The 12,985-nt window shown below is 64.4% G+C and carries 10 protein-coding genes; 4 read left to right on the forward strand and 6 right to left on the reverse strand.

Annotated features, from left to right (window positions below; translation table 11 throughout):
- Positions 1-41: 41 nt before the first annotated feature.
- The 6 genes from nadC to purN form a co-directional block, all read right to left on the reverse strand.
- The gene (gene nadC / locus J8I87_RS16455) at positions 42-944 is read right to left on the reverse strand and encodes a carboxylating nicotinate-nucleotide diphosphorylase (RefSeq protein ID WP_209932546.1); all 903 of its coding nucleotides are present in this window, start codon (positions 942-944) and stop codon (positions 42-44) included.
- The gene (gene nadA, locus J8I87_RS16460) at positions 944-2,074 is read right to left on the reverse strand and encodes a quinolinate synthase NadA (protein WP_209932547.1); all 1,131 of its coding nucleotides are present in this window, start codon (positions 2,072-2,074) and stop codon (positions 944-946) included. Before nadA ends, nadC begins: the two co-directional genes overlap by 1 nt.
- A gap of 118 nt (positions 2,075-2,192) precedes the next feature.
- Positions 2,193-3,389, reverse strand: coding sequence for an acyl-CoA desaturase (locus J8I87_RS16465; protein WP_209932548.1), 1,197 nt, complete (start codon positions 3,387-3,389; stop codon positions 2,193-2,195).
- A gap of 208 nt (positions 3,390-3,597) precedes the next feature.
- Positions 3,598-4,953 (reverse strand): mechanosensitive ion channel family protein, encoded by a 1,356-nt coding sequence (locus J8I87_RS16470; RefSeq protein WP_209932549.1) that lies wholly within the window; start codon positions 4,951-4,953, stop codon positions 3,598-3,600.
- An 85-nt stretch (positions 4,954-5,038) separates the two neighbouring features.
- On the reverse strand, positions 5,039-6,298 hold the full coding sequence (locus J8I87_RS16475) for an RsmB/NOP family class I SAM-dependent RNA methyltransferase (protein WP_209932551.1): 1,260 nt from the start codon (positions 6,296-6,298) through the stop codon (positions 5,039-5,041).
- Positions 6,295-6,960, reverse strand: coding sequence for a phosphoribosylglycinamide formyltransferase (purN, locus tag J8I87_RS16480; protein ID WP_209932552.1), 666 nt, complete (start codon positions 6,958-6,960; stop codon positions 6,295-6,297). Before purN ends, J8I87_RS16475 begins: the two co-directional genes overlap by 4 nt.
- A 118-nt stretch (positions 6,961-7,078) precedes the next feature.
- Between purN and J8I87_RS16485 the strand changes: the two genes are divergently transcribed.
- From J8I87_RS16485 to coaBC, 4 genes are all read left to right on the forward strand, one after another.
- On the forward strand, positions 7,079-8,071 hold the full coding sequence (locus J8I87_RS16485) for a bifunctional riboflavin kinase/FAD synthetase (protein ID WP_209932553.1): 993 nt from the start codon (positions 7,079-7,081) through the stop codon (positions 8,069-8,071).
- A gap of 189 nt (positions 8,072-8,260) precedes the next feature.
- Entirely contained in the window at positions 8,261-11,098 is a 2,838-nt protein-coding gene (ileS, locus tag J8I87_RS16490) for an isoleucine--tRNA ligase (protein WP_209932554.1), read from the forward strand.
- A complete protein-coding gene (lspA, locus tag J8I87_RS16495) occupies positions 11,098-11,598 on the forward strand; it encodes a signal peptidase II (protein ID WP_209932555.1) in 501 nt (166 codons plus the stop codon). The genes ileS and lspA overlap by 1 nt, the downstream gene beginning before the upstream one ends.
- Before the next feature lie 154 nt (positions 11,599-11,752).
- Positions 11,753-12,964 (forward strand): bifunctional phosphopantothenoylcysteine decarboxylase/phosphopantothenate--cysteine ligase CoaBC, encoded by a 1,212-nt coding sequence (gene coaBC / locus J8I87_RS16500; protein WP_209932556.1) that lies wholly within the window; start codon positions 11,753-11,755, stop codon positions 12,962-12,964.
- Positions 12,965-12,985: the final 21 nt, after the last annotated feature.

Here is a 12,985-nt window from a genome sequence, read left to right on the forward strand (position 1 = left end):
GACCGGCGGTGGCCTTTTGCTTCACATCCCTCGCCTTGCGATCAAACGATCCGCATCGAAAAATCCGTCGCGCGCACGTCCTTCGTCAGCGAGCCGACTGAGACGCGGTCGACGCCCGTCTCCGCAATCTGCCTGATCGTGTCGAAGTTCACGCCGCCCGACACCTCAAGCACCGCGCGCCCTGCCGTGATGCGCACTGCGTCACGCATCATGTCGAGCGAGAAGTTGTCGAGAAGAATCGAATGGGCGCCATGCGCGAGCGCCGACTCCAGCTGCTCGAGCGTTTCGACTTCGATCTGGATCGACACGCCCGCGTCCAGCGCGAGTGCGGCTTGCATCGCCGCGCCGACGCCGCCCGCCGCCGCAATGTGATTTTCCTTGATGAGGATGCCGTCATAGAGCGCGAGACGCTGGTTTGCGCCGCCACCCACGCGCACCGCGTACTTCTGCGCGAGACGCAGGCCCGGCAGCGTCTTGCGCGTATCGAGAACACGTGCGCGGGTATGCGCGATCGCATCGGCGAACCGGCGCGTCGCGCTCGCGACGCCTGATAGCATCTGCAGGAAATTGAGACCGTTGCGCTCGGCGGTCAGCAGCGAGCGGGCCGGTCCGCGCAGCGTGCACACCACGGAATCCGCCGCCATGCGATCGCCTTCGCGATAACGCCATTGCACGTCGATACGCGGATCGACGCGGCGCATCACCTCGCTGAACCACGGGACGCCGCATAGCACCGCTTCTTCACGCACGATGATGCGCGCGTCGCGCATCTCGTCGGCGGGAACGAGAAGGCCCGTCAAATCGCCGCTGCCCACGTCTTCCGCGAGCGCATCGCCGACATTGCGCGCGATCGCCTCAGCGAACGCTTCACCGTACTGCGCGTCGATTTCCGCGAAAAGCGGCGATACGGCGTCCTTCACTTCCAGCTGCTCGTTAGCGCCCATCAAGCGGCTCCGACATTCGAGAACAGCGCGGTGTCGCGCGCGAGATCACCGCTCGCCTGCACGCGTTTCTTGTGACGCGCAGCGAAATCGAGCATCCGGTCGATCGGCAGACGCGCGCGTTCGCCAATTGCGGGATCGACGAAGATCTCGTTGTGGCCGCGCTCCAGCACGTCGGCGAGATTGCGCAAGCCGTTCATCGCCATCCACGGACAATGCGCGCAACTCTTGCACGTCGCGCTGTTGCCGGCCGTTGGCGCTTCGATAAAGGTCTTGCCGGGCGCGGCGAGCCGCATCTTGTGCAAGATGCCGAGGTCGGTCGCGACGATGAAGTGCGTCGCGCTGCTGTTCTTCGCCGCGGCGATCAGCTGCGTCGTCGAACCGACGACGTCCGCCTGCGCTACCACGCTTTCCGGCGACTCCGGATGCACGAGCACTTTCGCGTCCGGATATTCGGCGCGCAGCAGATCGAGCTCGACACCCTTGAACTCGTCGTGCACGAGACACGAGCCTTGCCACAGCAGCATGTCGGCGCCCGTCTTCTTCTGGATGTAGTTGCCCAGATGCCGGTCAGGCGCCCAGATGATCTTTTCGCCACGCGCGTGCAGGTCCGCAACGATTTCCAGCCCGATCGACGACGTCACCATCCAGTCGGCTCGCGCCTTCACCGCGGCGCTCGTGTTCGCATAGACGACGACCGTGCGGTCCGGATGCGCATCGCAAAATGCGGAAAATTCATCGACAGGACAGCCGAGATCGAGCGAACAGGTCGCGTCCAGATCAGGCATCAGAATGCGTTTGTTTGGGCTCAGAATCTTCGCGGTCTCGCCCATGAAGCGCACACCCGCGACCACCAGCGTCTGCGCGTCATGATCGCGTCCGAAGCGTGCCATTTCAAGCGAATCGGCCACACAGCCGCCCGTTTCGTCTGCCAATTCCTGCAGTTCCGCGTCGACGTAGTAGTGTGCGACGAGTACCGCTTTCTCACGCTTGAGCAGCTCGCGAATTCGCTCTTTCAACTTGTGCCGTTCCTGCGTCGAAGGTACGTCGGGCACCTTTGCCCAAGCCTGGCCGACGCTGCAGGCCGTGCCCTGCGGACGGTCGTACTCGACGCTCCTGATCGCCTGATTCATGATCTCCTCTGCCCTGCTGATTCCGCCGCCGACAGCCATCTGGGCGGCCCAAAAAAGCAAAACCCCGCCAGCGCGGGGTTTTGTGACGTAACGAAAGTTTAATAGATTTCGTCGTGGATCAGGCGTAGCGGCGCAGACGCATCGCAAATTCCTGCAGGGCCTTAATGCCGCTTTGTTCAGCGCGATGACACCAATCTTGCAATTGCACCAGCAGTTGTTCGCGCGACGCGTTCGAACGCTCCCACATCGCGGAAAGTTCGTTGCGCAATTCGATGTAAGTGCGCAATTTCTGGCTGTTTGCGAAAATCTGCGGCAATTGAAGACGCTGTGGCTCGTCAAGACCCGCCTCTTCCTTGTGGAACCACGTGCGCGCGCCGCGCATCAGCTGGTACTTCTCGCGCGCGCCCACTTCCTTCAGATGCGCGAGTTCCTGGCGGTATGCGCGCTTGATCGCCTTCGCGTAGCGCGCCATCACTTCATAGCGGTTCGCGAGCACGGCCTGCAGCGTATCCTGGTCGAGTACGAGCTTGCCGGTGGTCAGCCGCGGCGTCGGCGCCAGCTTCTTCACCTTGGCAAGACGGAACGCCGACATGATGCGGATGTACATCCAGCCGATATCGAACTCGTACCACTTGTTCGACAGCTTCGCCGACGTCGCGTACGTGTGGTGATTGTTATGCAGCTCTTCGCCGCCGATGATGATGCCCCACGGGAACAGATTCGTGCTCGCATCCGCCGAGTTGAAGTTGCGATAGCCCCAGAAATGTCCGAGACCATTGACGACACCCGCTGCCCAGAAAGGAATCCAGATCATCTGCGCGGCCCACACGGTCAGACCGACGACGCCGAACAGCGCCACGTCGATGACCATCATCAGGCTCACGCCGAGGATCGGGTACTTCGTGTAAATGTTGCGTTCGATCCAGTCGTTCGGCGTGCCGTGGCTGAACTTGCGCATCGTTTCTTCGTTCTTCGCTTCGGTGCGATACAGTTCGGCACCTTGGAGCAGTACCTTCCAGATGCCACGCGTCTGCGGGCTGTGCGGATCGTCTTCCGTCTCGCACTTCGCGTGATGCTTGCGGTGGATCGCGGCCCATTGGCCCGTCAGCATGCCCGTCGTCATCCACAGCCAGAAGCGGAAGAAGTGGCTTGCGATGGGGTGGAGATCCAGTGCGCGGTGCGCCTGGCAGCGATGCAGATAGACGGTGACGCCGATGATCGTCACGTGCGTGACGGCGAGCGTCCACAACACGATTTGCCACCACGAGAAACGCAGCGCGCCGTGGGCAAGGAAATCAAACAGAGAATTCAACAAGGCGGTTTACCTGAGGAACGGAAGACATGCGCGCAAGGATACAACGGCGCCTGTCAAGAAAGTGAAAGCAAGTAGGGGATTTTTGACAATATTCTACGCGAATCGCGGCAAGTGTCTGTAACAAATAGGGAAATTGTTGTGCTGCATCAACCGGACGGTTCCAAAAATGGGTCGGAAACGTCCTTTTTCCGCCTGCCGTGGCCCGTTTTCAGGCGGCACCGCCCGCTTCGTTCGCGGCATGCGTGGCCATCGGCATCGGCTGCGACATGATGTCGCTGGGAGCGGCGACGATGCGCACTTCGCGCTGCGCATAAGGGATCGAAATGCCGTTCTCCTGGAAGAGGCGCCAGATGTTGCGGTTCACATTCGAGCGCACGCCGGATGTGCCCGTCGCCGCATCCTGGATCCAATAGCCCAGTTCGAGATTGATGCCGTCCGGTCCGAAGCCCGCCAGATAAGGCGTGGGCGCCGGGTCCTGCAGCACGCGGTCGATGCCTTGAGTCGCCTCGACCAGCAGCGCCATCGCCTTTTCGACATCCGTCGAGTACGCCACCACAACGGTCGCCTTCGCGTTCCCGCGCGTCAAGTACGACGACTGGTTCTGCACGACATCGGTGATCAGCTTTTCGTTCGGAATCAGCGTTTCGATGCCGTCGAGCCCGCGCACCACCGTATAGCGCGTGCGGATCTGCGTCACCATGCCTTGCAGGCCGCTCACGTTGATCGTGTCGCCGATGCGCAGCGACCGGTCAATCAGGATGATGAAGCCCGACACATAATTGCTCGCGATCTTCTGCAAGCCGAAACCGAGGCCGACGCCGAGCGCGCCGCCAAATACGCCGAGCACCGTGATATCGATGCCCACCAGCGACAGGCTGATCAGGATCGCCGCCAGCATCAGCAGCGCGCGGCTGACGCGCGACAGCACCACTTGCAGATTCGCGTCGAGCGAGCGCGAGCGCATCAGCTTGTCTTCGAGCGCCGCGCCGAGCCACATCGCGACGATCATCGTCACGCACACCCAAAGCAGCCCCGACAGCAGCGAGAGCAGCGTCAGATGCGTATTGGCGATACGAAACTGCACGCTCGCCATCCACTTGAGCACGTCGTTCTGAATGCCCATCACGGTGAGCACCATGCCCGTCCAGACGACCAGCGACACGACTTTTTCGACCAGCGACAGCCATGTATGCGCACTACCGTCGCGGCCGAACACCCGCCGCGCGAGATAGAACGCGATATAGATCAGCCCGATGCCGAACAGCGGCACCATCGCCAGATCGAGCAGCGACGTATGAATGAACTGCCCTGCGATCGCGCGCGCGATCCAGACGAGCACGCCGCCGAGCAGCGGAAAGAGCGCGCGATTGAGCGCCTCGGCCCCGAAGCGAAGTGCGCCGCGACGGGTTTCGCGCTGCGCGTCGAGCGCGCGGCGCAGGTAGCGCGCGAGCACCCACGCGAGTGCGAGCGTGCCGAGCAGCACGCCGACTTGCCACAGGATCACGGGCTGGCCGAAGTCGCGCCCGACGTCGCCCAGCATGTGGAAGAAAGGATGATTTTGCATGATGTTTCCCGCGGCCGGCGCGGCGCTCGCGCGCGCCCGCCGGGCCGCTCAGGCTTGCGCCGATCGTCCCGATGGCGCGGCGCGCTTAGCCGCGGCGCTCCAGCACGGCGGCGAAGAAGCCGTCCGTCGCGTGACGGTGCGGCCATAGCGACAGAAAGTCACCCATTTCCAGCTCGATCCGCTGTTCGGCGAGCACGTCGCGCGCGGGCACGAGTTCGAAATCCGGGTGATCGGCGAGAAACTGTTGCACGACGCCTTCGTTTTCCGCGTCGAGGATACTGCAAGTCGCGTACACGAGGCGGCCGCCCTTCTTCACGAGGCGCGCTGCGCTCGTCAGGATGGACTGTTGCTTCGGCGTCAGCTCCGCGATCGACTCCGGCGACTGCCGCCACTTCAGATCAGGATTGCGGCGCAGCGTGCCAAGGCCGCTGCAGGGCGCATCGACCAGCACGCGGTCGATCTTGCCCGCAAGACGCTTGATCTTCGCGTCGTGCTCGCTGTCGATCAGCACCGGGTTCACGTTCGACAGGCCGCTGCGCGCGAGGCGCGGCTTGAGCTTGGCGAGGCGCCGGTCGGAGACGTCGAACGCGTAGAGACGGCCCGTCGAGCGCATCATCGCGCCGAGCGCCAGTGTCTTGCCGCCCGCGCCCGCGCAGAAGTCGACGACCATCTCGCCGCGCTTGGGCGCCACCAGCGCGCACAACAGCTGGCTGCCTTCGTCCTGCACTTCGAGCCAGCCGCTCTGGAATGCGTCGAGCTTCGTCAGCGGCGGCTTGCCGACCACGCGCACGCCGAGCGGCGCATACGGCGTCGCGCCCGCCTCGATGCCCGCCTTCGATAGCGCGCCCAGCACTTCGTCACGATTCGCCTTGATCGGATTCGTGCGCAGATCCAGCGGTGCCGGATAGTTCAGCGCGGCGGCCAGATGCGCGAGCTCTTCACCTTCGAAACGCTTGCCGAGCGCCTGATAAATCCAGTCCGGCAGATTCATCCGAATGCGCAGCGGCAGGCTCTGTGGATCGATCTTCGACACGTGTTCGAGCCATGCGCCCTCCGCTTCCGACACGAACGGCTTCAGCGCCGTGCGGCCCGCCGTCTGCATCAGTCCGAGCAATGCTAGTCGTCGATTAGGACTGCCGGTGCCGCTTTCCGCGAGATGCGCAAACTCCATCCGGCGACGCAACACCGCGAACACGGCTTCCGCGATCACGCCGCGCTCGCCGTGACCGAGCTTCGGATGCGCACGGAAAAAGCGGCTGGTGGCGGCGTCGGCGGGGCCGGTGAAGGCGAGGACGTCAGCGAGCAGCGTCTCGGTTTGTCCGATCAAGAATCCATGCAGTCTCATGCGCCCTCCCCGGCGGTGTTCTGGCTTGTTGTGTCAACGAAGAGCCACTGCGGCTCGGGCGGCGTCACCGTGACGCGCAGCCCGTCGAGCGCCAGACGCCCTTCAACGAACCAGCGCACCGCGCGCGGATAGATCACATGCTCGGTCCCGAGCACGCGTGCGGCGAGCGCCGCAGCATCGTCGCCGGCGAGCACGGGTACCGCGGACTGCAAGACGATCGGCCCGTGATCGAGCTGCGACGTGACGAAGTGCACCGACGCGCCATGCAGCCGCACGCCGGCGTCGAGCGCCTGCTGATGCGTCCTGAGGCCTGGAAAGCTCGGCAGCAGCGACGGATGCACGTTCATCATGCGCCCCGCATAATGGTCGACGAATCCGTCGGTCAGCACGCGCATGAAGCCCGCGAGCACCACGAGATCGGGTGCAAAGCCGTCGATTTCGCGCGCGAGCGCCGCATCGAACGTTTCGCGATCGGGAAACCGGCGGTGGTCGACGACCACCGTGGCAATGCCTTGCGACGCCGCGAACGCAAGGCCGGCGGCGTCAGGACGGTTGGCAATCACGGCGGCGACTCGCGCCGGCCAGCGTTCGCTCGCGCACGCGCGTACGATGGCTTCCATGTTGCTGCCCCGTCCGGAAATCAGAATGACGAGATTTTTCATCCGCGGATTTTATCATTCGGCCATGCCCGATCCGCGCGGCGGCGCCGTGTCCTGCACGGTGCGTTTATAATCGTTTGTTTTGCGGCATCCGGCCCGCTCAATCCTTTCGCCCGCTATCGTGAGAGTCTTCCGCGGTCTTCCCAATGCCGAGAGCCGTGCGCCCTGCGCACTGACGATCGGCAACTTCGACGGTGTCCACCGCGGACATCAGGCGTTGCTCGCCCGTGTCCGCGCCGCCGCCGACGCACGCGGCCTGCCCGTCTGCGTGATGACCTTCGAGCCGCACCCGCGCGAGTTCTTCAATCCCGCCGGCGCGCCGCCGCGCATCGCGATGCTGCGCGACAAGCTCGAAGCGCTGCGCATGAACGGCGTCGACCGCGTGGTCGTCGAGCACTTCAATCACACGTTCGCAAGCCAGTCGCCCGATACGTTCGTTCAGCGGATCATCGTCAACGGCCTGCATACGCGCTGGGTGATGATCGGCGACGACTTCCGCTACGGCGCAAAGCGCGCGGGCGATTTCGCGTCGCTGAAAGAGGCGGGCCAGCAATACGGCTTCGAAGTCGAACAGATGGCGACGGTCGCCGATCCGTCCGGCGCGCGCATTTCGAGTTCCGGCGTGCGCACGTCGCTGATCGCCGGCGACCTCGATGCGGCGCGCGCCGCGCTCGGCCGCGACTACTTGATCAGCGGCCACGTCGTCCACGGACTGAAACTCGGCCGCGACCTTGGTTTCCCCACGCTGAATCTCCCCATCGCGCACAAGCGTCCCGCGCTGTCGGGGATTTTCATCGTCCGCGTGCATGGCATCGAAGACAAGCCGCTGCCGGGCGTCGCGAGCCTCGGCTTGCGCCCGACCGTCGACGATTCCGGCCGCGTGCTGCTCGAAGTGCATCTGCTCGACTGGCATGGCGACGCGTACGGCAAGCTGGTGCGCGTCGAGTTTATGAAGAAGCTGCGCGACGAGGAGAAGTTCGTCGACCTCGAAACACTGACGGCCGCGATCGCGCGCGACGTCGCGCACGCCCGCGCGTGGTTCGAGGCGATCGGCGACGTGCCGGGCAGCCGTTCCACGGGCTTCGCCAGATCGGCCACCGATCGAATTAGATGACGGCCGCGGTACGTGCGGTCCGCGAAGCGAAGCACGTACCATCCGCCGCGCATAGACAGGCGCTGCATGCGGGATCTGCAACGGCCCCGCGTCGTGCGCGACGCCGGGCGCATCGCAAACGGCAGCGCCCGTCGTCACTCAGGTCTTCGCGCAGCCACGCCCTAACACCGTATTCACCGCCACTTCACCATGAGCAACAAGAAAGCCGATTCGAAACCGCAGGCCCGCTATCCCGTCAACCTGCTGGACACGCCCTTCCCGATGCGCGGCGACCTGCCCAAGCGCGAGCCGCAATGGGTCAAGGACTGGCAGGAAAACAAGGTCTACGAGAAGATCCGCGCCGCCTCCCGCGGCCGCAAGAAATTCATCCTGCACGACGGCCCGCCGTATGCGAACGGCGACATCCACCTCGGCCATGCGGTGAACAAGATCCTGAAGGACATGATCGTCAAGGCCCGCAACATGGCGGGGTTCGACGCTGTCTACGTGCCGGGCTGGGACTGCCACGGCATGCCGATCGAAATCCAGATCGAAAAGCAGTTCGGCAAGTCGCTGCCCGCGGCCGAAGTGATGCAGAAGGCGCGTGCCTACGCGACGGAGCAGATCGACAAGCAGAAAGCCGGCTTCCGGCGTCTGGGCGTGCTCGGCGACTGGGACAATCCGTACCGGACGATGAACTTCGCGAACGAGGCGGGCGAAATCCGCGCGCTCGCGAAGATCATGGAAAAGGGCTACGTGTTCCGCGGCCTGAAGCCGGTGAACTGGTGTTTCGATTGCGGCTCGGCATTGGCGGAAGCGGAAGTCGAGTACAAGGACAAGACCGATCCGACCATCGACGTGATGTTCCCGATCGCGGAGCCAGACAAGACGGCGCAGGCGTTCGGCCTCGCGTCGCTGCCGCGCGACGAGGGCGGCATCGTGATCTGGACGACGACGCCGTGGACGATCCCCGCGAACCAGGCGCTGAACCTGCATCCGGAGATCGTCTATGCCCTCGTCGATACGCCGCGCGGCCTCCTGATCCTCGCCGAGGAGCGCGTCGAGGCCTGCCTGAAGTCGTATGGCGTCGACGGCAACGTAATCGCGACGACGCCCGGCGCGAAGCTCGTCAACCTGCGCTTCAGTCATCCCCTCGCGTCCGCGCATCCGGGCTACAAGCGCACGTCGCCCGTCTATCTCGGCGACTACGTGACGACGGAAACGGGCACGGGCATCGTGCACTCGTCCCCGGCGTACGGCGTCGAGGACTTCATTTCGTGCAAGACGCACGGCATGGCCGACTCTGACATCATCAACCCCGTGATGGGCGATGGCCGTTACATCGAATCGCTCGCGCTGTTCGGCGGCCTGTCGATCTGGGCGGCCAATCCGAAGATCGTCGAGGCGCTCGACGAGGCGGGCACGCTGCTGCGCACCGAAAAATACCTGCACAGCTACATGCACTGCTGGCGCCACAAGACGCCGATCATCTATCGCGCCACCTCCCAGTGGTTCGCCGGCATGGACATCAAGCCGAACGACACGGACAAGACGCTGCGCGAAACCGCGCTCGAAGGCATCGAAGCGACGGCGTTCTATCCGTCGTGGGGCAAGCAGCGTCTCTTCGCGATGATCGCGAACCGTCCCGACTGGACGCTGTCGCGCCAGCGTCAATGGGGCGTGCCGATGGCGTTCTTCGTGCACAAGGAAACGGGTGAGCTGCATCCGCGCACGCTGGAACTGCTCGAAGAAGTCGCGAAGCGCGTCGAAGTGTCGGGCATCGAGGCATGGCAGACGCTCGATCCGCGCGAGCTGATCGGCGACGACGCGAACATGTACGTGAAGAACCGCGACACGCTCGACGTGTGGTTCGATTCGGGCACGACGCACTGGCACGTGCTGCGCGGCTCGCATAAGGACGAACTGCAATTCCCGGCCGATCTGTACCTGGAAGGCTCGGACCAGCATCGCGGCTGGTTCCATTCGTCGCTGCTGACGGCGTCGATGCTCGACGGCCGTCCGCCGTACAACGCGCTGCTCACGCACGGCTTCACCGTCGACGGCGAAGGCCGCAAGATGTCGAAGTCGCTCGGCAACGGGATCGATCCGCATGAGGTTGCGAACCGTCTGGGCGCGGAAATCATCCGTCTGTGGATCGCGTCGACGGATTACTCGGGCGAACTGGCGATCTCCGAAGAAATTCTGAAGCGCGTGACGGAGAGCTATCGACGCATTCGTAACACGCTGCGCTTTCTGCTCGCGAACCTGTCGGACTTCGACTTCGAGCAGCACGCGCGCCCGGCCGGCGAATGGCTGGAGATCGACCGTTACGCAGTCGCGCTTACCGCCAACCTGCAAGCGGACATCCTGTCGCATTACGACAAGTACGAGTTCCATCCGGTCGTCGCGAAGCTGCAGACGTTCTGCTCGGAAGACCTCGGCGGCTTCTACCTCGACGTGCTGAAGGATCGCCTGTACACGACCGCGCCGGATTCGAACGCGCGCCGTTCCGCGCAGACCGCGCTGTACCACATCGCGCAAGGTCTGCTGCGCCTGATGGCGCCGTTCCTGTCGTTCACGGCCGAAGAAGCGTGGAAGGTGTTCCAGCCGCAAAGCGAGACGATCTACACCGAGACGTATCATGTCTACCCGCAGGTGCCCGACGCATCCGCGCTGCTCGACAAGTGGACGCTGCTGCGCGCCGTCCGTAGCGACGTGACGAAGGCGCTCGAGGAAGCGCGCGTCGCGAACCAGATCGGCTCGTCGCTGCAGGCGGAAGTCGAGATCCGCGCGAGCGGCGCGCGTCACGATGCGCTCGCGAGCCTCGGCGGCGACCTGAAGTTCGTGCTGATCACGTCGGGTGCGACAGTCGTGAAGGTCGACAGCGAAGCGGAAGAAGGCGTCGATGTGATCGCGTCGAAGTACCTCAAGTGCGAGCGCTGCTGGCACTATCGCAAGGAGGTCGGCGAAGACGCCGAGCACCCGACGCTGTGCGGCCGCTGCATCAGTAACCTGTTCGGCAACGGCGAAACGAGGAGCGCGGCATAATGTCCAGAACGCTGTCGAAACCGGCGGGCGGCTCGCTTGCGCCGTGGCTGGGCGTTGCCGTCATCGTTATCCTGTTCGACCAGTTGACGAAGATCGCAGTGGCGAAGGTGTTCGCGTACGGCTCGTCGCATGCCGTCACGCCGTTTTTCAACCTCGTGCTCGTCTACAACCGCGGCGCCGCGTTCAGCTTCCTCGCCATGGCGGGCGGCTGGCAGCGCTGGGCGTTCACGGCGCTGGGCGTCGCGGCTGCGCTGCTGATCTGCTATCTGCTCAAGCGGCATGGCAATCAGAAGCTGTTCTGCGCGGCGCTTGCGCTGATCATGGGCGGCGCGATCGGCAACGTGATCGACCGCCTGCTGTACGGCCATGTGATCGACTTCCTCGATGTCCATGTCGGCACGTGGCACTGGCCGGCGTTCAACCTCGCGGACAGCGCGATCACGGTCGGCGCGGCGTTGCTGGTGTTCGACGAACTGCGGCGCGTGCGCGGCGCGCGCTGACATAACAACAAGCCGTGTGCGGCGCATCGAAGGCCGCGCACACGGCGCAGGCATCGCGGCCACCGCCGCGCCGCCCGCGCCAAAGCAGTCTTGCAGTACGAAGCCGGCACGCTTCACGGATGCGCCGGCCGCTACGTCTTGTCGGAGGCACCAGTTGGCCACAGAACTCGCCGGTAAACACATCGTTCTCGGCATGACAGGCGGAATCGCCTGCTACAAGATCGCTGAACTCACGCGCCTTCTGACGAAGGCGGGCGCAACCGTCCAGGTCGCGATGACGGACGCGGCGACGCAGTTCATCACACCTGTCACGATGCAGGCGCTCTCGGGCCGCCCTGTCTACACGAGCCAGTGGGACGCGCGCATTCCGAACAACATGCCGCATATCGATCTGTCGCGCGAAGCCGACGCGATCGTGATCGCCCCCGCCTCCACCGACTTCCTCGCCAAGCTCGCGCACGGCCTGTGCGACGATCTGCTGTCCACCCTATGCATCGCGCGTGACTGTCCGCTGCTCGTCGTGCCCGCGATGAACCGGCAAATGTGGATGAATCCCGCGACGCAGCGCAACGTCGCGCAGCTGCGCGCGGACGGCGTCGCGCTGCTCGGCCCGGATTCGGGCGCGCAGGCGTGCGGCGAAGTCGGCGATGGGCGGATGCTCGAACCGGAGGCCGTCTACGAAGCGATCGCGTCGTTCTTCACGCCGAAGCTTCTGGCAGGCCGCCGCGTGCTGTTGACGGCAGGCCCGACGTTCGAGCCGATCGACCCCGTGCGCGGCATCACGAACCGTTCGAGCGGCAAGATGGGCTTCGCGCTCGCGCGTGCGGCGCAACAGGCGGGCGCGGACGTCCATCTCGTCGCCGGCCCCGTGGGTCTGGAAACGCCGTGGGGCGTCTACCGCGAAGACGTGCAGACCGCGCAGCAGATGCACGATGCGGTGATGCGTGCGGTGCCCGACTACGATATCTTTATCGGCGTCGCAGCCGTCGCGGACTGGCGCGTCGACCATATCGCCGATCACAAGATCAAGAAGACGGCCGGACGCGCCGTGCCTTCGTTCTCGTTCGTCGAGAACCCGGACATTCTGGCTTGCGTCGCGAAGCTCCCGCATCCGCCGTACTGTGTCGGCTTTGCGGCGGAAAGCGGCGATCTCGACGTACACGGCGAAGAGAAGCGCAAGCGCAAGAACGTGCCGCTTCTGGTCGGCAACCTCGGCCCGCAGACGTTCGGGCTCGACGATAACGAAGTCGTGCTTTTCGAAGCCGCCGGCAACACGCGGCTTCCGCGCGCGGACAAGCAGACGCTCGCGCGCGCCCTGATCGCGGAAATCGCAAAGCGCCTGCCGGATGCGAGCCTGATCGGATGAGCGCCGCATCGCTCGACGTCA

Source organism: Paraburkholderia sp. LEh10 (genome assembly GCF_017814945.1).
In the GTDB taxonomy this organism is placed as follows: domain Bacteria; phylum Pseudomonadota; class Gammaproteobacteria; order Burkholderiales; family Burkholderiaceae; genus Paraburkholderia.

What these genes read in the sequence shown, in the direction of transcription:
- purN (WP_209932552.1), bottom strand. Translation starts at nt 6,960, where the DNA reads ATGAAAAATCTCGTCATTCTGATTTCCGGACGGGGCAGCAACATGGAA.
- ileS (WP_209932554.1), top strand. Translation starts at nt 8,261, where the DNA reads ATGAGCAACAAGAAAGCCGATTCGAAACCGCAGGCCCGCTATCCCGTC.
- lspA (WP_209932555.1), top strand. Translation starts at nt 11,098, where the DNA reads ATGTCCAGAACGCTGTCGAAACCGGCGGGCGGCTCGCTTGCGCCGTGG.
- J8I87_RS16475 (WP_209932551.1), bottom strand. Translation starts at nt 6,298, where the DNA reads ATGAGACTGCATGGATTCTTGATCGGACAAACCGAGACGCTGCTCGCT.
- nadA (WP_209932547.1), bottom strand. Translation starts at nt 2,074, where the DNA reads ATGAATCAGGCGATCAGGAGCGTCGAGTACGACCGTCCGCAGGGCACG.
- J8I87_RS16470 (WP_209932549.1), bottom strand. Translation starts at nt 4,953, where the DNA reads ATGCAAAATCATCCTTTCTTCCACATGCTGGGCGACGTCGGGCGCGAC.
- nadC (WP_209932546.1), bottom strand. Translation starts at nt 944, where the DNA reads ATGGGCGCTAACGAGCAGCTGGAAGTGAAGGACGCCGTATCGCCGCTT.